17 protein-coding genes are annotated in these 21,103 nt (G+C 60.2%); 12 read left to right on the forward strand and 5 right to left on the reverse strand.

The window, feature by feature from the left end; all coding sequences use genetic code 11:
* Positions 1-107: 107 nt before the first annotated feature.
* Both AC5SEO_RS16110 and AC5SEO_RS16115 read right to left on the reverse strand, forming a co-directional pair.
* Positions 108-866, reverse strand: coding sequence for a TerC family protein (locus AC5SEO_RS16110; RefSeq protein ID WP_003516210.1), 759 nt, complete (start codon positions 864-866; stop codon positions 108-110).
* Between the two features lie 182 nt (positions 867-1,048).
* Entirely contained in the window at positions 1,049-1,735 is a 687-nt protein-coding gene (locus AC5SEO_RS16115) for a TetR/AcrR family transcriptional regulator (RefSeq protein ID WP_174006291.1), read from the reverse strand.
* Between the two features lie 160 nt (positions 1,736-1,895).
* Here AC5SEO_RS16115 and AC5SEO_RS16120 point away from each other — a divergent pair, with 160 nt between their 5' ends.
* The 11 genes from AC5SEO_RS16120 to AC5SEO_RS16170 all read left to right on the forward strand — a co-directional run bounded on the left by AC5SEO_RS16120 (position 1,896) and on the right by AC5SEO_RS16170 (position 17,698).
* Complete coding sequence (locus AC5SEO_RS16120; RefSeq protein ID WP_019566960.1) at positions 1,896-3,101, forward strand: HlyD family secretion protein; 1,206 nt, start codon at positions 1,896-1,898, stop codon at positions 3,099-3,101.
* Between the two features lie 30 nt (positions 3,102-3,131).
* Positions 3,132-4,715, forward strand: a complete 1,584-nt coding sequence (locus AC5SEO_RS16125) for a DHA2 family efflux MFS transporter permease subunit (protein WP_013762324.1) — start codon at positions 3,132-3,134, stop codon at positions 4,713-4,715.
* Between the two features lie 368 nt (positions 4,716-5,083).
* Entirely contained in the window at positions 5,084-6,106 is a 1,023-nt protein-coding gene (locus AC5SEO_RS16130; RefSeq protein WP_174069096.1) for a LacI family DNA-binding transcriptional regulator, read from the forward strand.
* 103 nt (positions 6,107-6,209) lie between these two features.
* Positions 6,210-7,664 carry a xylulokinase gene (gene xylB / locus AC5SEO_RS16135; RefSeq protein ID WP_019566962.1) on the forward strand — a complete coding sequence of 485 codons (1,455 nt, stop codon included), beginning with the start codon at positions 6,210-6,212 and terminating at the stop codon, positions 7,662-7,664.
* A 239-nt stretch (positions 7,665-7,903) separates the two neighbouring features.
* Positions 7,904-9,214, forward strand: a complete 1,311-nt coding sequence (gene xylA / locus AC5SEO_RS16140) for a xylose isomerase (RefSeq protein WP_174069097.1) — start codon at positions 7,904-7,906, stop codon at positions 9,212-9,214.
* A gap of 770 nt (positions 9,215-9,984) precedes the next feature.
* The gene (locus AC5SEO_RS16145) at positions 9,985-11,364 is read left to right on the forward strand and encodes a GH1 family beta-glucosidase (RefSeq protein WP_076844785.1); all 1,380 of its coding nucleotides are present in this window, start codon (positions 9,985-9,987) and stop codon (positions 11,362-11,364) included.
* Positions 11,365-11,735: 371 nt separating this feature from the next.
* A complete protein-coding gene (locus AC5SEO_RS16150) occupies positions 11,736-12,365 on the forward strand; it encodes an NAD(P)H-dependent oxidoreductase (RefSeq protein ID WP_003516226.1) in 630 nt (209 codons plus the stop codon).
* Between the two features lie 295 nt (positions 12,366-12,660).
* A complete protein-coding gene (locus tag AC5SEO_RS16155) occupies positions 12,661-13,761 on the forward strand; it encodes a methionine ABC transporter ATP-binding protein (RefSeq protein ID WP_013762329.1) in 1,101 nt (366 codons plus the stop codon).
* Entirely contained in the window at positions 13,751-14,419 is a 669-nt protein-coding gene (locus AC5SEO_RS16160) for a methionine ABC transporter permease (protein WP_003516230.1), read from the forward strand. Before AC5SEO_RS16155 ends, AC5SEO_RS16160 begins: the two co-directional genes overlap by 11 nt.
* Before the next feature lie 53 nt (positions 14,420-14,472).
* A complete protein-coding gene (locus tag AC5SEO_RS16165) occupies positions 14,473-15,252 on the forward strand; it encodes a MetQ/NlpA family ABC transporter substrate-binding protein (protein ID WP_003516232.1) in 780 nt (259 codons plus the stop codon).
* 196 nt (positions 15,253-15,448) lie between these two features.
* Complete coding sequence (locus AC5SEO_RS16170; RefSeq protein ID WP_003516234.1) at positions 15,449-17,698, forward strand: bifunctional diguanylate cyclase/phosphodiesterase; 2,250 nt, start codon at positions 15,449-15,451, stop codon at positions 17,696-17,698.
* Positions 17,699-17,807: 109 nt separating this feature from the next.
* Here the strand turns inward: AC5SEO_RS16170 and trhO are convergent, their stop codons facing one another.
* The 3 genes from trhO to AC5SEO_RS16185 all read right to left on the reverse strand — a co-directional run bounded on the left by trhO (position 17,808) and on the right by AC5SEO_RS16185 (position 20,246).
* Positions 17,808-18,764, reverse strand: a complete 957-nt coding sequence (trhO, locus tag AC5SEO_RS16175) for an oxygen-dependent tRNA uridine(34) hydroxylase TrhO (protein ID WP_111790033.1) — start codon at positions 18,762-18,764, stop codon at positions 17,808-17,810.
* A gap of 101 nt (positions 18,765-18,865) precedes the next feature.
* Complete coding sequence (locus tag AC5SEO_RS16180; RefSeq protein WP_174006300.1) at positions 18,866-19,774, reverse strand: CHAD domain-containing protein; 909 nt, start codon at positions 19,772-19,774, stop codon at positions 18,866-18,868.
* Positions 19,758-20,246 carry a CYTH domain-containing protein gene (locus tag AC5SEO_RS16185; protein ID WP_003516240.1) on the reverse strand — a complete coding sequence of 163 codons (489 nt, stop codon included), beginning with the start codon at positions 20,244-20,246 and terminating at the stop codon, positions 19,758-19,760. Before AC5SEO_RS16185 ends, AC5SEO_RS16180 begins: the two co-directional genes overlap by 17 nt.
* A gap of 171 nt (positions 20,247-20,417) precedes the next feature.
* Here AC5SEO_RS16185 and AC5SEO_RS16190 point away from each other — a divergent pair, with 171 nt between their 5' ends.
* Complete coding sequence (locus AC5SEO_RS16190) at positions 20,418-21,056, forward strand: 2-dehydro-3-deoxy-phosphogluconate aldolase (RefSeq protein WP_003516242.1); 639 nt, start codon at positions 20,418-20,420, stop codon at positions 21,054-21,056.
* Positions 21,057-21,103: the final 47 nt, after the last annotated feature.

The following is a 21,103-nucleotide window of genomic DNA, read 5'->3' on the forward strand; positions in this document are numbered from 1 at the left end:
CTTGAGCCGGTATCAGCCGCCGCGCGTCGGCGCGGCGGAAAGTGTTCAGCCCAAGGGCTTGGGCTGAAGGGATGCCGGATCAAGTCCGGCATGACGGGTCGGGGCAATCAGTGCGGTTTGGCCGCCTGTGCTTTCTTGCGCTGTCTGGCGTTACGCGCCAGCATGTTGAGCAGTTCCACCAGCGCCGAAAACGCCATGGCGGCATAGACGTAGCCCTTGGGAACATGGAAGCCCATGCCTTCGGCGATCAGGGTCGTGCCGATCATCATCAGGAAGGCGAGTGCCAGCATGACGATTGTCGGGTTGCGCTCGATGAAGTTGGCGAGCGGCGTTGCGGCGAGCAGCATCACGGCAACGGCAAAGATCACGGCCACGATCATGATCGGCAGATGCGGTGTCATGCCAACGGCGGTGATGATGCTGTCCACAGAGAACACGAGGTCGAGCAGCAGGATTTGGCCGATGGCGGCGCCGAAATTCATCGCAACCGGGCCGCCCACCATGTCTTCCTTGTGATCTTCAGGATCGACATTGTGGTGGATTTCCTTGGTGGCCTTCCACATCAGGAAGAGACCGCCGGCGATGAGGATCATGTCCTTCCACGAGAAGGCATGGCCGAAGATTTCGAAGACCGGCGTGGTGAGCTGCACGATCCAGGCCACAGTGCCGAGAAGGCCGAGGCGCATGATCAAGGCAAGCCCGATGCCGATCTTGCGGGCTTTTTCGCGCTGTTCAGGCGGAAGCTTGTTGGTGAGGATCGAGATGAAGATCAGGTTGTCGATGCCAAGCACGACCTCCATGACGATCAGGGTGACCAGCGCCACCCAGGCAGCGGGGTCGGACAGAAGAGGGAGAACGGACTCCATCAGGGAATTTTTCCTTTCAGCAACAAGGCCACCCGAAACATTCGGTTCGTGGAATTTATAGCGCAATACGCGAGAAACAAGGAGACCGCGCCTGTGATAGGCAAGATTTCATCGAAATTTCGCGCAAACCGCGTATCAGGCCCCGTGCCGTTGCCGGTCCAGTCGCCCGTTGCTGAATGATTTCAGGCCTTGTCGGTTCCGTAAGCCGCCATGAACACCATGATGGCGCTGTCGATCACCCGGTCCAGCTCCTCTTCGGGAACCGGGCCTTCGAGTTCTCCGAACAGGCGCAGCTTGAAGAAAGTGCCCGTGGAAAGCTCGATATATTGCCGGGCGGCAAGTTCGACGTCATCGACCTTGAGATGGCCGAGCGAGACCTGATGCTCGATGAAATCCTGAAGAACGGTGCGCACGTTGTTGGGTGCTGCGATGAAGAAACGCTGCGCCAGCTTCGGCATGCGGTCGATGACGCCGATCACCGAGCGCATGGCCGGTATCATTTCGGAGCAGATCATCTTGTTGGCGAAGGCCTTGCCGAACTGTCTCAGGCCGTCGCGCACCTCTTCGGTGCCGGCCAGAATGTTGCGCATGGAGGTCGCGAATTCCTGGCGGTGATGATCGACAAGGGCGGCGAACAGGTCTTCCTTGTTGGAGAAATAGACATAGATCGTTCCCTTGGAAACGCCGGCTTCCCGCGTGATGTCGTTCATGCTGGCGGCATCGAAGCCCTTGCGCTTGAACACGCGCCAGGCGCCGGCAACAATCTGCTCACGCTTGGCCGGGTCTTCGCCCGCAGCAAAACGCCCGGCGGGGTTTCCCGGACAGCCCGTTTCGGTTTCCGTCTCCATATCCATGTCTTCACCTGCCATCGTTACCGGTTCCTAGCACTGCAATGGCGTAAAAAAAATTAACCGAACGTCGAACCAATCAGTTCGATTACACTTGATATGTGTCAGGAAAGGGATTATGTCAATCGAACCGAACGGTTCAGTTCGAAAAACTTTCTTCAATTTATCACGGTACAATCTCATGTCGGCCCAGAAGAATAGCGCGGTTCGCGCCGTCAACGATGCGGAAGAGGCGGACGTTTCCGCCAAGGCTGAGACCTCTCCGGCAAAGCCGGTGGAGGCCCCGCCGCAACAGCCGCCACAGACAATCGCCGCACCGAAGAAGAAGAAGCGTTCGCCGCTTCTGCCGATCTTTGCGATCGCCCTTCTCGCCGGCGCCGGCTGGTACGGTTATAACTGGTGGATCGACGGTCGCTTCATGGTTTCGACGGACGACGCCTACATTCAGGGTGATATCGCGGTCATCGCGCCCAAGGTTTCGGGTTACATCGCCAAGGTGAACGTTGTCGAAAACCAGGAAGTCAAGGCGGGTGATCCGCTGGTCACTCTGGATGACGGCGACTATCGCATCGCGCTTGAACAGGCCGACGCGCAGATCCGCACCGAGGAACTGTCGCTGAAGCGCATCGACGCGCAGATCATCGGTGGCGAGGCAGCGCAGGAACAGGCCGTTGCCCAGAAGGGCGCTCTGGATGCGGCGCTTCGCGGTGCGGAAATCACCCAGAAGCGCGCCACCGAATTGCAGGCGAAGGATGTCGGCACCGTTGCCGCTTCCGACAGCGCGCAGGTCGCGCTCGATCAGGCCAGGGCGAATGTCGTAGCCGGCGAGGCGGCGATCTCGTCCGCGAAAGCCAATGTCGAGCTTCTTCGCGCCCAGCGCGAGGAAGCCGAAAGCACCATCCGTTCGCTGCAGCTTTCCAAGGACAAGGCGGCCCGCGATCTGGCCTTCACCGTGCTGAAAGCGCCTTATGACGGCGTTATCGGCAATCTGGCGGTGCAGACGGGCGATCTCGTTTCGGTCGGCAAGCGCCTTGCTTCGCTGGTGCCGTTGAACGAGCTTTATATCGACGCCAATTTCAAGGAAACGCAGCTGGCCCGCGTGGTGCCCGGTTCGAAGGTCCGCGTCCATGTGGATGCTTTCGACGACGAGACCATTGAGGGCACGGTCCAGTCGATCTCGCCCGGTTCCGGTTCGGTCTTCTCGATGCTGCCGCCGGAAAACGCCACGGGTAACTTCACCAAGGTCATCCAGCGCGTACCGGTGCGTATCGTCTTCTCAAAGGAAGACCTCGCCAAGCACAATCTGCGTGCGGGCCTGAGCGTCGTCGTCGATGTGGATACCCGCACGGCGCCGGAAAACACGAAAACGGCGCACGTTAACCCATAGGCCAACCAGGGCGTCGTTGAGGGCAAGATCATGGCGGCTACGGTTGTCGGCACAGGCGGGGTATCTGTCCCCGTCGATCCACCCATGGACAAGCGCAGGCTCATCGCGTTCTTCGCGATGGTCTTCGGCATGTTCATGTCCATTCTCGATATTCAGATCGTCTCCGCCTCGCTTGCGGAAATCCAGGCAGGTCTCGGGGCGGGCTCCGACGAGATCGCCTGGGTGCAGACATCCTATCTGATTGCAGAAGTCATCATGATCCCTCTGTCGGGCACGCTGGCGCGCATCCTGTCCACGCGCGTGCTGTTTGCCACCTGCGCCGCCGGCTTCACCCTGTCGAGCGCGCTCTGCGCCACTGCGACCAATATCGACCAGATGATCGTCTACCGGGCGATCCAGGGCTTTATCGGCGGCGGCATGATCCCGTCGGTCTTTGCGGCCGCCTTCACCATTTTCCCGCCCTCCAAGCGTTCGGTCGTCTCGCCGATCATCGGTCTCGTCGCCACGCTTGCGCCCACCATCGGTCCCACGGTCGGCGGTTATCTTTCCAATGCCTTCTCCTGGCACTGGCTGTTCCTCGTCAATATCATTCCCGGCATCATCGTCACCATCCTGACATGGAGCCTGATCGATTTCGACAAGCCTGAAACCTCGCTCTGGAAGAAGTTCGACTGGTGGGGGCTGATCTCCATGGCCGTCTTCCTCGGCTCTCTGGAATACGTGCTGGAAGAGGGCAACAACAAGGACTGGTTCAACGACGAGCATATCGTCATCGGTTCGGTGGCCATGGTCATCGGTGCGGTGGTGTTCTTCTGGCGTGCCTTCAAGGTGGACTTCCCCGTTGTGGACATCCGCGCCTTTGCGGACCGAAATTTCTCCATCGGCTCGCTGTTTTCCTTCGTGATGGGCATAGGGCTTTACGGGCTGACCTATCTCTACCCGCTCTATCTCGGTCGCGTGCGCGGTTACGATGCGCTGATGATCGGCGAGACCATGTTCGTTTCCGGTCTTGCCATGTTCTTCACCGCGCCGATTGCCGGCAAGGTGTCCACCAAGCTCGATCCGCGCATCATGATGGCCATCGGCTTCATCAGCTTCGGTTGCGGCACGTGGATCATGACGCATGTGACCACCGACTGGGATTTCTACGAGCTGCTGATTCCGCAGGTCCTGCGCGGTTTCGGACTGATGATGTGTATGGTGCCGATCAACAACATCGCGCTCGGCACGCTTCCGCCCGCGCGCATCCGCAATGCCTCGGGCCTGTTCAACCTCACCCGCAACCTCGGCGGCGCGGTTGGCCTTGCCGTCATCAACACCCTGCTGTCGCAGCGCACCGACGATCATTATGTGCGGCTGGCGGAACATGTCAGCTATTCCAATCCACAGGCGCTGGAGTGGCTGAACAATGTCGGCGCGAACTATGATTCCTACGGGCTGGACGGTGCTTCCGTCGCGATCAAGAAGCTGGTCGGCATGGTCTCGCAGCAGGCGTGGATACTCGCCTTTGCGGATGTGTTCTTCGCGCTGACGCTGCTGTTCGGCAGCCTGATCTTCATGACCGTGCTGATCCAGAAACCCAAGGCGGCGCCGCCACCAGACGCGGCGCACTGAACAAAATCCCCTCCCATCCACCGCAGAGCTGGGGCCGTCGGAAATGACGGCCCCTTTTTTGTGTGCTTCGCGATACTTTTCCCTCATGCCGTCCTTGAGCCGATATCCAGTAAGCCCAAGTCCTTGGCCCAGGGCTGAAATGACGGAAGTTGTTGGTCAGCCCTGATAATCTGCAGCCTGTTGATTTTATTGATGTGTCTAAATCCTTGGGAAAAGCCGAGGGATGATGCCGGGCAAAGGCGCGTGCCGGCAGTTCAGAGATGGAAATAAAGCGAAATCATCATCTTGCTGAAAATGTGAGGTACGTACATCATTTTTCGGTTTACGACGGCGGCAAAGCTGGATATTCAAATGGCACGGGAGGAAACATGAAGCCGACAGTTCACGATATCGCCGAGCGGGCGGGTGTCAGCCTTGCCACCATCGACCGGGTGCTGAACATGCGCCCCGGCGTTCACGCCGCTACTCGAGCGCGGGTAGAGGCGGCGATTGCCGAGCTTGGTTATGTGCGCGATATCGCCGCCGCCAATTTGGCCAAGGGTCGCAATTATTCACTGGTCTTCATCCTTCCCGGCAACGACAATTCCTTCATGGCGACGCTGCGAGCCGAAGTTCGTGCCGCAGCCGCCCGTGCCCATCTGGAGCGCACGGCGATCCGCGTTATCGAGGTGCCGCCTTTCAATGCCGAGGCACTGACGGAGGCGCTGGAAGTCGCGCGGCGGGAAAAGCCGTCGGGCGTCGCCTTCGTCGCCACCGATTCTGAGGATGTTGCCGAAGCCGCAGACCGGCTAGCCGAAGATGGCATCGCCACCGTCACGCTGGTTTCCGATCTCTCCGGTTCGCGCCGCGACCATTATGCTGGCGTCGACAACGTTGCGGCCGGGCGCACGGCGGCTAGCCTCATGGGGCGCTTCCTGTCCGGGCGCGGCGGCGATATTGCGGTCGTTGCCGGCTCCATGCTGGTGCGCGACCATCGCGAACGCCTAGACGGCTTCCGCTCCGTCATCGAAAGCGAATTTCCGGACCTGCGACTATTGCCGGTCCTCGAAGGCCGGGACGATCCCGTCACCGTCGAGGCGCTGGTCAACAAGGCGCTTGCGAGCGACGCGCTGTCCGGCATCTACAGTCTCGGCGCCGGTAATCGCGGCCTCATCCGGGCGCTCAGGGCGTCATCGGGCGAAAGGTCGCCATCCGTCATCGCCCATGAGCTCACCGAAAACACGGCCAATGCGCTGCGGGAAGGCGTGCTTGATGCCGTGCTCAACCAGGATGCAGGGCATGAGGTGCGCAGCGCCATTCGCGTGTTGAAAGCGCGCGCGGATGGTCTCGCTGTCATCGCCGCGCAGGAGCGTATCCGTATCGACATATTCCTCAGGGACAATCTGCCCTGAGGAGAGCATTTCCAGGAAAAGTGGCCGCCGGTTTTCCGTCCGGAAATGCGGTGACTCTTAAAACCGCTGAAGTGGCGCAAGGAGCGCCGGAATGGAGAATTACATGTATCTCGGTCTCGATCTTGGAACATCCGGTGTCAAAGCCCTGCTGATGGACGGCGATCAGAAGATCGTCGGCTCGGCCAACGGCTCGCTGGAGGTCTCGCGCCCGCATCACGGCTGGTCGGAACAGGACCCGGCGGACTGGATCGCCGCCACGAAAACCGCAGTCGAAGGTCTGAAGCAGAAGTTTGCGAAGGAACTCGCTGCCGTGAAAGGTATCGGCCTTTCCGGCCAGATGCATGGCGCGACGCTGATAGACGCGAGCGGCAATGTGCTGCGGCCGTGCATTCTGTGGAACGACACGCGCTCCTATGCCGAGGCTGCCGAACTCGATGCCGATCCGCGCTTCCGCAAGATCACCGGCAACATCGTATTCCCAGGCTTTACCGCACCGAAACTGGCTTGGGTCGCGAAGAACGAACCTGAAATCTTCGCAAAGGTGGCCAAGGTACTGCTGCCGAAGGATTACCTGCGACTGTGGCTGACGGGTGAATATATCTCGGAAATGTCGGATTCCGCCGGCACATCGTGGCTGGATACCGGTGCGCGCAAATGGTCTGCCGATCTTCTGGCGGCGACCGGCCTTGAAGAAAAACACATGCCGTCGCTGGTTGAAGGCACCGAGGAGGCAGGTGTGCTGCGTGCCGAGCTCGCCTCGCAATGGGGCATTGTGGGCAAGGCCGTGGTGGCCGGCGGTGCGGGTGACAATGCCGCTTCCGCCTGCGGCATGGGCACGGTGAAAGAGGGCCACGCGTTCGTTTCGCTCGGCACTTCCGGCGTGTTGTTTGCCGCCAACGCCTCCTATCTGCCGAAGCCGGAAAGCGCCGTACACGCGTTCTGCCACGCGCTTCCCAACACATGGCACCAGATGGGCGTCATCCTGTCCGCTACCGATGCACTCAACTGGTATTCGCGCCTCACCGGCAAGTCCGCAGCCGAACTGACGGGTGAACTGGGCGACGAGCTTCTGGCGCCGAGCGGCGTCACTTTCGCACCCTATCTTTCCGGCGAGCGCACGCCGCATAACGATGCCGCCATTCGCGGCTCTTTCATTGGCCTTTCGCATGAAAGTGACCGCAGGGCGCTGACGCAGGCCGTGCTGGAAGGCGTGACTTTCGCCATCCGTGACAATCTCGAGGCGCTGAAGTCGGCCGGCACCTCCATCTCCCGCGTCACCGCCATCGGCGGCGGTTCGCGCTCGGCCTATTGGCTGGCCTCGATCGCGACTTCGCTCGGTGTGCCCGTGGATATTCCGGCCGAGGGCGATTTCGGCGCCGCTTTCGGCGCCGCCCGCCTCGGTCTCATCGCTGCAACAGGTGCAGATCCGGTTGCAGTCTGCACGCAGCCGGAAACGGCGCGGACGATCGAGCCGGTGGTGGCGCTTGGCGATGCTTATGAGGAGGCTTACCAGCGGTATCACGCGCTTTATCCCGCTATTCGGCCGCTTTCGCATTGAGGTTTTGCGTGCGCCGTTCACCCCTCTCTGCCCTGCCGTGCATCTCCCCCACAGTGGGGAGATCGACAAGCGGCTAGGTCACGTCCTCCTGTGAGGTCGCGATCGAAGCGATTGAGCGCAACTTGCTGATCTCCCTCCTTGTGGGGGAGATGTCCGGTACGACAGAGGGGGGTAAGCGGCCCGCGCAGACCCCGAATTTTGAACACCATCTAAACCCACCCCAGAGGAGGAACCATCTAATGAGCACAGGCTTCTTCGGCGATATCGCCAAGATTAAATATGAAGGCCCCGACAGCACCAACCCGCTCGCCTTCCGCCATTACAACCCCGACGAGATCGTTGCCGGAAAGCGTATGGAAGATCACCTGCGCTTTGCCGTGGCTTACTGGCACACCTTCACCTGGCCGGGCGGCGACCCATTCGGTGGGCAGACGTTCCAGCGTCCGTGGTTTGAAGACACCATGCAGGCCGCCAAGCTGAAGGCCGATGTCGCCTTTGAATTCTTCTCGCTGCTCGGTTCGCCGTTCTATTGCTTCCACGACGCCGATGTGCGCCCGGAAGGCAGGAACTTTGCCGAAAACACCAGGAACCTCAACGAGATCGTCGACTACTTCGCGCAGAAGCAGGCTGATACCGGCGTAAAGCTTCTGTGGGGCACGGCGAACCTGTTCTCCAACCGCCGCTTCATGTCGGGTGCCGCGACCAATCCGGACCCGGATGTCTTCGCATTCTCGGCTGCAACGGTGAAGACCTGCATGGATGCCACCAAGAGGCTCGGCGGCGCCAATTACGTACTATGGGGCGGTCGTGAAGGTTACGAAACGCTGCTCAATACCGATCTTTCGCGCGAGCTGGACCAGCTCGGCCGCTTCCTCAATCTGGTTGTGGAATACAAATACAAGATCGGTTTCGAAGGCACGATCCTGATCGAGCCAAAGCCGCAAGAGCCGACCAAGCACCAGTACGACTACGACGTCGCAACCGTTTATGCGTTCCTGCAGAAGAACGGTCTCGAAAAGGAAGTGAAGGTCAATATCGAGCAGGGTCACGCCATCCTCGCCGGCCATTCCTTCGAACACGAACTGGCCATGGCCAATGCCTTCGGCATTTTCGGCTCCATCGACATGAACCGCAACGATTACCAGTCTGGCTGGGATACCGACCAGTTCCCCAACAACGTACCTGAAATGGCGCTGGCCTATTACCACGTACTGGCCGGCGGCGGCTTCACCAATGGCGGCACCAACTTCGATTCCAAGCTGCGTCGCCAGTCGCTCGATCCGCAGGACCTGCTGATCGGCCATATCGGCGGCATGGATTGCTGCGCCCGCGGTCTGAAGGCGGCGGCGAAGATGATCGAGGACGGCGCGCTGTCGAAGCCGCTTTCGGAGCGTTACGCGAAGTGGGACGCACCTGAAGCCCAGAAGATGTTGCGCGGCGAGCTGAAGCTCGAAGAAATCGCAGCGCTGGTCGAGCGCCAGGATATCAACCCCGAGCCGAAGTCCGGTCGTCAGGAATATCTGGAGAACGTCGTCAATCGTTACGTTTGACGGGCTGGTACGTTCATAAACAAAGGACGGGGGAGCATCCCCCGTCTAGAGGCTGGTTAAAGCCGCAAAACCTCTCCTCCGTCATCCTCGCGACACGCCCGAGGATGACGTCGTATCTGCGGTGTACGGCCCCCGTGCGGTCTCCGGGCCCGATGCTGCAGATAACATTCCATAAAATGAGACTAAGAAGGTTGCGATAGCCGGATTAGAGGGCATGCTCGCCGTCTGCTGCCAAAGGCGAGAACATTTCCGCGCCACCCCTCCTTTCTTTCCAGTCACTTACCGCAAAACCTTTCCCCGCATGTCCCCACCCGTCCATTTTGCTGCATCATTCCCCTGCAACCGGAACGGAAGGGCGATACGCGCGGCGCCTTTCGCGGACCGGCTGCCGGCATCGACAAGCGTGGTTCTGGCAAACCGCGTTCCGGAAAGGCGTCCCGCAATTGCCAGCAGCGGGAAGGGCCGATCCGGTAGGTGTCGTGAAAAGTCTGTCACCGATGGACCGGCATTCCGGTCGAACAAGGCGTGGCCCGGCAGATGCAAGACTTTCCACCACACTCAACTCCCATCCGCATTTGCCGGGCTGTCGTTTCTCCCGCCGCCGGGAAACCGTTGCGGCGACTTTCGTGTACCTAAAGCGCTTTGGATATCTTAACCGCGCTGCTGAAACGTTGCAGATTTTGCGTGCCTGCGGCTGTACCTCATTGCTGACTTGGTCTAAACCGCTCTCCATCTTTTGACGCTCGATGGATGACGAAAGGGCCTATCCGATGACCGATCACAAAGCGCTTGCAGCCCGTTTCCCCGGCGATTTCCTGTTCGGCGTGGCGACCGCCTCGTTCCAGATCGAGGGTGCCACCAAGGTTGACGGCCGCAAGCCATCCATCTGGGATGCCTTCTGCAACATGCCGGGCCATGTCTTCGGGCGCCACAATGGCGACGTTGCCTGCGATCACTATAATCGCTGGGAGGATGATCTCGATCTCATCAAGGAAATGGGTGTCGAGGCCTATCGTTTCTCCATTGCCTGGCCGCGCATCATTCCCGATGGATTCGGTCCGATCAACGAGAAGGGGCTGGATTTCTACGACCGCCTCGTCGATGGCTGCAAGGCGCGCGGCATCAAGACCTATGCGACGCTTTACCATTGGGACCTGCCGCTGACACTGATGGGCGACGGCGGCTGGGCCTCGCGTTCCACCGCCCATGCCTTCCAGCGTTACGCCAAGACCGTCATGGCACGGCTGGGCGACCGGCTGGATGCGGTGGCGACCTTCAATGAACCCTGGTGTGCGGTCTGGCTCAGCCATCTCTATGGCATTCATGCGCCGGGCGAGCGCAACATGGATGCAGCCCTTGCGGCCATGCACCACATCAACCTTGCCCATGGTTTCGGCGTCGAGGCGTCCCGCCATGTTGCGCCCAAGGTGCCGGTCGGACTGGTGCTGAACGCCCATTCCGTCATCCCGGCCTCCGATAGCGACGCCGACCTGAAGGCAGCTGAACGGGCATTCCAGTTCCACAACGGCGCGTTTTTCGATCCGGTCTTCAAGGGCGAATATCCGGCGGAGATGATGGAAGCGCTCGGTTCACGCATGCCGGTGGTGGAGGCGGAAGACCTGTCCATCATCAGCCAGAAGCTCGACTGGTGGGGCCTGAATTATTATACACCGATGCGCGTTGCCGACGACGCCACCGAAGGTGCGGAATTCCCTGCCACCAAACCAGCCCCGGCCGTCAGCGATGTCAAAACCGATATCGGCTGGGAAGTCTATGCGCCGGCGCTGCACTCGCTGGTGGAGACGCTCTACGAGCGCTACGAGCTGCCCGATTGCTACATCACCGAAAATGGCGCCTGCTACAATATGGGCGTCGAAAACGGCGAGGTGGATGATCAACCCCGTCTTGACTATTACGCCGAACATCTTGGTATCGTTGCTGATCTGGTGAAGGACGGTTACCCCATGCGGGGTTACTTCGCCTGGAGCCTGATGGACAATTTCGAATGGGCGGAAGGGTACCGCATGCGCTTTGGCCTCGTTCACGTGGATTACGAAACGCAGGTTCGTACGTTGAAGAACAGCGGCAAATGGTACAGCGCGCTGGCATCGGGTTTTCCGAAGGGGAACCACGGTGTGATGAAGGGGTGAGGCTTTCTCCCTCATCCCAGTGCTTGTCATAGGGATCCAGCCAGCCCAAGTCCTTGGGCTGGGATGAGTATTTCCGCCACGCAGACGCGTGTCGGCCGGATTCCTCTGACAAGCACAGGAATGAGGGTGGAGAGGCTGGCTCGTGTGTGAACTTTACCTGCCGTATTCCTCACCAGGAAAGCACACGATCGCTCTCCCCAATAAAGTTCTTCCACCTTACTATCAGTTTTCCAAACTTTTTTGCCAGTTACCCGGCGGTGCCTGCTTGCGCCTGCCATCCTGTCTCCTATGTCAGGCAGGCTACGCAGACGTAGCGCCTGCTGCTGCCTCATCCGGAGCGGTGCGGGCTGGTCCTCCCAGGGAAAACGAACATGCTTATCGAAAAACTCAACTGGCGTTATGCCACCAAGAAAATGGATCCTTCCAAGACTGTTGCGGAAGACAAGGTCGAGCGCATCGTCGAAGCCGCCCGGCTGGCGCCGACTTCCAGCGGGTTGCAGCCGTTCGAAGTCATCGTCGTTACCGATCCGGAAGTGCGCGCAAAGATCCGCGAGATCGCCTGGAACCAGGCGCAGGTGACTGAAGGCTCGCATCTTCTGGTGTTTGCGGCGTGGGATAACTACACGCAAGAGCGGATCAACCATATGTTCGATCTGGTCAACGAAGAGCGTGGCGTCAAGAACGAGGGCTGGGAAGCGTATCGTCAGAAGCTTCTCTCCTCCTATCCGCAGCGTGATGAGCAGGTGAATTTCGAACACGCAGCCCGTCAGGCCTATATTGGTTTCGGCATGGCGGTGGCGCAGGCTGCTTTCGAGGGTGTGGATTCCACACCGATGGAAGGTTTCGATCCGGCCAAGCTGGATGAAATCCTCGGCCTGCGTGAAAAGGGCCTGCGCTCCGTCACCATCCTGCCGCTCGGATACCGCGAGCCGGAAGGCGACTGGCTGGTGAACCTGAAGAAGGTCCGCCGCCCGCTTGAGGAATTCGTCAGCCGCGTCTGATTTTCACGCACTCGCGAAGTCTTGACTGCCGCAGGGCCGTACAGACGGCTTTGCGGTAGATTTTTTCTCTGATTTCAGATAATTGAAAAATCATCCCTGTTAAAAGATGGCGCCTGCGGGCAAGTATGCGCCATCGAATTGCCGATCCCCGGCATTTCTGAGTGAAAGCCTGACGAAATGACCCGGAAAATCAGCTGTCATCGAATGTGCCGGAAGGCTGCATGAAGAGAGCGGTTCAGCACCGCAACAGGATTTTTTGAGACCCGATCCGTCAAGAGTTTTCGCAGAGTTCCCAATGAGTTTTTCATCCAACGCGACATCGCTCGCGCGCGCACCGCAGACTGCCAAGGACGCGATGGTCACGTTTGAAGGCGTGACCAAGACCTTTGGCGGCAGCGATGGCAAGCCGGGCTTCGCAGCCCTCGCCGGCATTGACTATGTCGTGCCGAAGGGTTCCATCACTGGCATCATCGGCCGCTCTGGTGCCGGCAAATCCACCCTCATCCGCCTCGCCAACGGCCTTGAAAAACCGTCGTCCGGCCGGGTGGTCGTCGACGGCGTCGATGTTGCCGCCCTTGATGAGAAGAGTCTGAGGACCCTTCGCCGTTCCGTCGGCATGATCTTCCAGCACTTCAATCTCCTGTCGTCGCGCACCGCTTTCGACAATGTGGCGCTGCCGCTAGAAATTGCCGGTCTCGGTAAAAAAGAGATCGAAACGCGGGTAACGCCGCTGCTCGAACTCGTCGGCCTTTCCGACAAGGCGAAGCGTTATCCGGCGGAACTGTCGGGTGGGCAGAAGCAGCGTGTCGGCATCGCCCGCGCGCTTGCGACGCAACCCAAGCTGCTGTTGTCGGACGAGGCGACGTCCGCGCTCGATCCGGAGACGACCCAGTCCATCCTTGAACTCCTGAAGCGGATCAATGCCGAACTTGGGCTGACAGTGCTGCTCATCACCCACGAGATGGAGGTGGTGAAGACCATCGCCTCGCAGGTCGCCGTCATCGACAGGGGCCTGATCGTGGAGGAGGGGCGCACCTTCGATATTTTCACCGCGCCGAAACACGAGACGACCCGCAGCCTGCTGTCGTCCTCGGTCGGGGTTAAGCTGCCGCACTGGGTTACATCAGGGTTGAAGCCGGAAGCCGCGGAAGGTGACCGCGTTCTCGTGCGGCTGGTGTTCTTCGGCGAAACGGCATTCCAGCCGCTGACCGCGCGTCTTGTTGCGGAAATCGGTCCTGACGTGAACATCCTTGCCGGCACCATCGAGGAAATTTCCGGCGAACCATTCGGCTCGCTGGTTGTGTCCTATCCGGCCACGGCGGAAATCACCGCCCGCGCCGGCCGCTTTTATACTGAGACCGGTCTTCACACGGAGGTGCTCGGTTATGTCGCCTGATATGCTTTTCAACCTTCTGTCGAAGGGTCTTCTGCAGACGCTGCACATGGTCGCGGTCGCCGGCATCGTCGGCTCCATCATCGGCGTGCCGATGGGCGTTTTCCTTGCCACCAGCGGCAAAGGCGAACTCTTCCCCGCGCCGATGACGAACCGCATCCTCGGCCTTGTCGTCAATGCGGCGCGCTCCACGCCCTTCATCATTCTGGTGGTGGCGATCATTCCCTTCACGCGGCTGGTCGCCGGCACTTCCATCGGCACCAGTGCGGCCATCGTGCCGCTGACGGTTGCCACTGTGCCTTTCATCGCGCGGCTGGTGGAAGCGGCGATCCGCGAGGTCGACAAGGGCCTGATCGAAGCGGCCCGCGCCATGGGCGCAACACCGTTGCAGATCGTCACCAAGGTCCTGCTTGCGGAAGCAAAGCCGGGCATCACGCTGGCGCTTACCCTCACGCTCGTCAGCCTCATCGGTTATTCGGCCATGGTCGGTGCTGTCGGCGGCGGCGGATTGGGTGATCTCGGCATTCGCTACGGCTACCAGCGCTTCATGCCTGACGTGATGCTGGTCGTGGTGCTGGTGCTGATCGTGCTCGTGCAGCTCGTGCAGAGCGCCGGCGACCGGCTTGCCCGCAGCTTCGACAAGCGCACCCGCAAGAACTGATAAAACCGTTCAAGAACAACAAACCCAAGAACAACAAACCCAAGGAGACATCCATGAAGAAAATCATCCTCGCGGCTTCGCTCGCCGCTCTCTTTACCGCCGGTCAGGCGCTGGCCGAAACCATCAAGATTGGTGTTACACCTGCCGAGCACGCGCAGATCATGGAACAGGTCAAGAAGATCGCCGCCGCCAAGGGACTGGACATCGATATCGTCGAGTTCTCCGACTACGTCGTGCCGAACCAGGCACTGGCAGACGGTGAGCTTCAGGCCAACTCCTTCCAGCACCAGCCTTACCTCGACAACCAGATCGCTGACCGCAAGTTCGATCTCGTCAGCGTCGGCACCACCATCACCACCCCGATGGGCGTTTATTCGAAGAAGGTGAAGAGCCTTGACGAGCTGAAGGACGGCGCGACGGTCGGTATTCCGAACGACCCGACCAATGGCGGCCGTGCGCTTCTCGTTCTCGCTTCCAAGGGTGTGCTCAAGGTCAAGGAAGAAGCCGGTCTGAAGGTGACGCCTGCCGACATCACCGAAAACCCGAAGAACATCCAGATCGTCGAACTTGACGCTGCGCAGTTGCCGCGCTCGCTGGATGACACCGACGCGTCGGTCATCAACACCAATTATGCCACGGCAGCAGGCCTGAACCCCAAGAAGGACGCCATCGCCATCGAAAGCGAAAAGTCCCCTTACGCAAACGTCATCGCCGTTCGTGCGCAGGACAAGGACAAGCCGTGGGTGAAGACGCTGGTGGAATCCTACCACAGCCCGGAAGTGAAGGCCTTCATTCTGGAGAAGTTCAACGGCACGGTCATTCCGTCCTGGTAATCAGGCCTGACACGATTGAAGTTGCAGCCTCTCCCGTTCGCGGGGGAGGTTTTTTGTTTGCGGGGCGAACGCATCCGCGCTTTTTATGAAAATCCCCCACCATTGTGGGGAGAATTTTTCTCTTTTTCACACCTACTGTCGTTTTATACCCGTTGTTTTTTGTGGCGTCGCCACAATCCAACTTAACGGCTTTTGAATGTTTCCTTCGCAAGATGATGCTTTCGAAGGGGATTTTATGCGGATTGCGCCGCGAAACATTGGGGAATATTTGCCGGTCGGGCGTAGAACCGCCGTCGGCGTCGTGTTGTCCACATTTGCGCTGGTGCTTCTCATCGTCACCGCGCTGGTCTTGTCTGCTCTGAGCCAGGTCAGGGAAAGGGCGAACTCGCTCGACAATGCCCGCTCGCGAGAGACAACGGCGGGCGCCCTTGTCACCTTCCGCGACCAGCTTGGCGCGACGCTGAACGACTACGCCGCCTGGGACGATGCCGCCGACTATGTCTACGCCCCCGACAGGTTCGACTGGGTGGCGAGCAATTATGGCGAGATGACGGTCAACAGCGATCTTTTCGATACCGCCGTCGTCCTCGACGAAGACGGCAAGGTCCGCATGGCCTACCAGAACGGCAAGCCGGTTGCCTGGAAGCCCCATGACTACTTTGCAGAAGGCCTCAAGGAGATGATCGAACGGGTGCGCTCCATGCGTCCCGGCATCGCGTCGCAGGTCACCGGTTTCGTGAAAACCCGCGACGGCGTCGCGGCTACGGGTGTCGCGCTGGTGCGGCTCAAATCCGGGGTCTTGCCTCCGGTTGGATCCGAGCGGCGATATCTGATTTTCGCGCGTCATCTCAAACAGGCGACGGTAGACAAGCTGGCCCGCAACTACGTCATCGATGGTCTGCAACTGCAATATGGCGACGGACCGGCGACCAACCATGTGGATGTCGTCAATCCGCTTGGTGATGTGCTGGCGCGGCTCGTCTGGCGCTCGCAGCTGCCGGGGGACGTGAGCTTCCATGAGGCCCGGCCGGTCGTCTTCACGGCACTCGGCATTGCCGGAACGTTCTTTCTCGTACTTCTCATCATCGGTTCGGCGACGCTCGACCGGCTGAAGGCTGATGAAGCGGCGGCGAGGGAAGAGGCGCTGCGCGATCGTCTGAGCGGGCTCAGCAACCGCGCCGGGCTGTTTTCCAAGCTGAACCGCATGGTGGGCAAGGCCCGCCACGACAAGACCGATATCAAGCTGCTTTACCTCGATCTTGATGGTTTCAAGGAGATCAACGATTCCTACGGTCACGCTGCCGGCGATCGGCTGATCAAGGGCGTTGCGGCGGCGCTCAGGGTGCTTGTGCCGGAAGATGCCGTGCTCGCGCGGCTCGGCGGCGACGAATTCGCCATCGCCATTCAGGGCAACGACGTGTGGTCGGAAGGCCGCAAGCTCTGCCAGGCGCTGCTCGAACTGTTCACCGAGCCGTTCAGCATCGGCGAGCGGGTGGCGAGCATCGGTTGCAGCATCGGCACTTCCGTCTCCAGAGCCGGTGATATCAACGGTGAGGAACTGCTGCGCCGCGCCGACATGGCCATGTATCAGGCCAAGGAAAACGGGCGTGGGCGTTATGTCGCCTACGAGCTGAAAATGGATGCGCTGCGCGAGGAGAAGCTGCAGCTTGAGGCCGATCTGCGTTATGCCATCCTGAATGACGAGATATCGGTGGTCTACCAGCCGGTCGTCAATGCCGCCACGCGCAGTATAACCGGGGTGGAGGCACTTGCCCGCTGGCAAAGGCCGGGATACGGCTTCGTGCCGCCGGATATCTTCATCGCCGCTGCCGAAACCAGTGGCCTTATCGAGCGGCTCGGCCTGCTGGTGCTGCGCAAGGCCTGCGAGACGGCGGGTCAATGGCCCTCCATCAAGCTCTCGGTGAATATTTCACCCGTTCAGTTCCGCAATCCGGCCTTTTCCGGCAACGTGGCGGATATTCTCGCCGCCACGCAGACGCCGACCGCAAGGCTGCGGCTGGAAATGACCGAGGGCTATTTCATCCAGAATCCGGAGCGGGCAAGTGCGGCAATCGACAAGCTGAAACAGCTTGGCCTGCATATAGCGCTCGACGATTTCGGAGCCGGTTTCGCCAGCGTCGGATATCTGCGCCGCTTCGGTTTCGACCGCATGAAGATCGACCGGTCGCTGGTCATGGCCCTGGAACAGGGCGGGCGGTCGCTGGAAATGTTGCAGGCAACCGTGGCGCTTGCGAAATCTCTCGATATTCCGGTCACGGCGGAGGGCGTCGAGACCGAAGAACAGGCGGCTATCCTGCATCTGTGTGGCTGTGACGAATTGCAGGGCTACCTGTTCTCAAAACCCGTCGCCGCTGAAGAGATTACCGCCATGCTGGAGGAGCAGACGGCGCCGCTGTTTGCGCTTCGGGCAGGGGCAAAAGGGTGATCCACACTCCGTCACCCCGGACCTCATCCGGGGGCAGAGCGATCAAGTCGTTAATCGCGTAAGAGCCTTCTCACCGTGAAGACGTGCCGTGGCTGGCCGCCGATCCGCTTTAGCGCCCCAGATGGCGCTCGCCGCGCTTCTTTGCCAGTTCGATCTGCTGCTGCCGGTCGCGGAACCTCTGGCGGTCCTCTTCTGTCCGGTCGTCGTAACAGCTCGGGCAGGACACACCTTCCTCGAACAACGGGGATTGGCGCACCTGCGATGTGATCGGGTTGCGGCAGGCGTGGCAGAGCTTGTGATCGCCTTCGGCAAGACCGTGGACGACGGAGACGCGCTCGTCAAACACGAAGCAGGCGCCTTCCCACAGGCTCTCTTCTTCCGGCACCTCTTCCAGATATTTCAGGATGCCGCCCTTGAGGTGATAGACCTCATCGAACCCCTGTTCCTTCATGAAGGCGGTCGCCTTTTCGCAGCGGATGCCGCCGGTACAATACATGGCGATCTTCGGCTTGTTGTGCAGGCCGGGATTGTTCTTTACCCAGTCGGGAAACTCGCGGAAGGTCTTGGTCTTCGGGTCCACCGCACCCTTGAAGAGACCGATCGCGGTCTCGTAGTCGTTGCGGGTGTCGATGACGATGGTGTCCGGGTCGGAGATCAGCGAGTTCCAGTCGCGCGGATCGACATAGGTGCCGACGATGCGGTTGGGATCGATATCCGGCACGCCCATGGTGACGATCTCTTTCTTGAGCTTCACCTTCATGCGCACGAAGGGCATGTTCGATGCCCGGCTTTCCTTATGTTCCAGCGCCGCAAATTCCGGCTGCGCACGCAGGAAGGCAAGTATGGCGCGCACACCCGCATCCGGCCCGGCAATGGTGCCATTGATGCCTTCCGCCGCCAGAAGCAGCGTGCCCTTGACGCCGTTTTCCCGGCAAAGCTGAAACAGCTCGTCGCGCAGGCTTTCAAACCGCGGCAGGCGGGCGAAATGATAAAGCGCAGCCACGAGAAAATCGCCAGTGGGGTGAGGGGCGGCTTCCGGGCGGGGGAGAATGGTGGTGTCGGTCATGGGCGCTGAAATACAGCGGCGGCGGCCGCAAATCAATATTTATCCGCCGCTGCCGGTATTTTGAAAATCGTCAAATTCTCAGTCTCTTCGGGCTTTCCGGTCTACTTCGCCGCCTGCCGCCATAAAAGGCCGACGATGCGGCTTTCGGTTCTGGCGGATTCGGAGAAGACTTCGTTTGCCAACTCAAGGCCATCTCCGCGCAGCGCCTGCTGCCTCTGAATGATTGCATCGAGAAGCAGAGCCAGTCGCTCGCCATTGCCGAAACGCTCCGGTTCCCGGTCGGCAAAGGCTGCAAGGACCGAAAGATCGTGCTCGTGGCCGAGGATGTCGACCAGCCGCTTGGTGTCGGCCCGCTTGGCGCGCATGGCCGATGGCCAGAGGCGGCGCAGAAGGCCGAGATGCATCCAGTAGGCCTGACCCGCCTTGCGCAATTCGTGGAAATGTTCGACGTCGGCCTGCTCATGGCAGTCGGCAAGTGCTTTACGCGCCCTCTTCCTCTGCTTCGCCCACCCGGTTTTCACCAGCCTTGTCACATCCTTAAGCTCGTCCGGCAGCGACACTGCCTTCAGCCTCTTGCGTGCTTCCTCGCAGCCGGCGATGGCGGCCGCAATGGCCTCGTTGAGACCTGCCTCATGTTCGATGGCGTGGTCACGGCGCTTGCGCAGGACTGTCGCGATCGATCGCAGCGCCTTCCCTTGCGTCGTGGAGGCCGCGAAAGTCTCGAGATACTCCACCGTCTCCACCAGCGCCGTCGCTTCCCGCGCAAAAGCGAGCGAGCGGGCGATGTCGCGAAAGCGGGCGTTTTCCTCTTTGCTGAAATCGGGTGCTGCCCTGGCGATGAGGCGGTAGAGGGCGCGCAGCCGTTTGAACCGCTTGCGGGCATCGTGCACCGCCTCATGGCGCCCGGAAGGCTGGTCGCGAAGGCTGATTATCGCCTCTTCGATGAGTTCCAGTCCCGCGCGGCGGATTTCATCGTCGAACGGTTTGTTCGGGTCAATCCTGAAGGGCATCCGCCAAGTCTCCGTGGGGACAGTCCATGGCGAGCGACTGGTTGGAGAATCGACGGTCGCCCGTTACCTCCTTGCCAAGCCAGGAGGGCAGATCGGGGTTGGCGTTCTCGTCGTCCATCTCTACCTCCGCCACGATCAGCCCCTTGTATTTACCCTCGAAAACATCGACTTCCCAAGTGAATCCACCGTGATCAACCGTGTGGCGCATCTTCTCGATCACCACGCCGGGGGCGCTGGCCATCAATTCTTCCGCGTCATTCAGTGGAATGGAATATTCATATTCATCGCGGACGAGCGAACTCGCGCCGATCTTGATGGTCAGTGTCGCGTCAAGCCCGTTGACGATCCTGACCCGGACCGAACGATTTTCCAGCGAGGCGACATATGCCTGCCGGAAAGCCATGCTACGCGTCACTTCATTACGCCATTCATCGCCTGCAACCAGAAACTTCCGCTCGATTTCCTTGGCCATGCTGTCTCCGTAAACCGGTGCGCCAGATTATCGCATGAAGACGTCATAAAGAAGCGAATAGATTGAAGTATCTGGATAAAAATGGTCTTGCCATGCCTCGACATCAAGGCCGGGGCAGGCTAATCGATAAACCGGATTTCAATCGTTTCAATCGCGCAAGGGAGGCTTATCTTGGCCCAGGACTCCGAAAAACTGCTCTCCATCCTCAAGCTGCAGCCGGTCGTGCCGGTGCTGATCGTGGATGATGCCGCTTCCGCCGTGCCGCTCGCGCGCGCTCTGGTCGCAGGTGGCCTGAAGGCAATCGAGATCACCATGCGCACGCCGGCGGCACTCGATGCCATCCGAGCGGTTGCGGCGGAAGTGGAGGGCGCCCATGTCGGCGCTGGCACCATCCTCAACGCCAAAGATTTCGAGGCGGCCGCTGAAGCCGGGTCAACCTTCATCGTCAGCCCCGGCATCAACAAAAGCGTGCTGGAAGCTGCGCGCGCCTCCAACGTGCCGCTGCTTCCAGGGGCCGCCACGGCAAGCGAAGTCATGGCGCTGCGCGACGAAGGCTACAAGGTGCTGAAGTTCTTCCCGGCGGAACAGGCCGGTGGCGCGCCATACCTCAAGGCACTTTCCTCGCCGCTCGCCGGCACGGTGTTCTGCCCGACCGGCAGCGTCTCGCTGAAGAATGCCAATGATTATCTTTCCCTGCCGAACGTCGTCTGTGTCGGCGGTTCCTGGGTTGCTCCGCGCGAACTGGTGGCAACGGCTGACTGGGCCGGCATCACCAGGCTCGCCGCCGAAGCCGCAGCGCTGCGCGGCTGATCTACCACTTCTTCAAGCCCGTTCACGAAGGCGTGAGCGGGTTTGTC

It is taken from the genome of Agrobacterium sp. K11 (assembly GCF_059429395.1).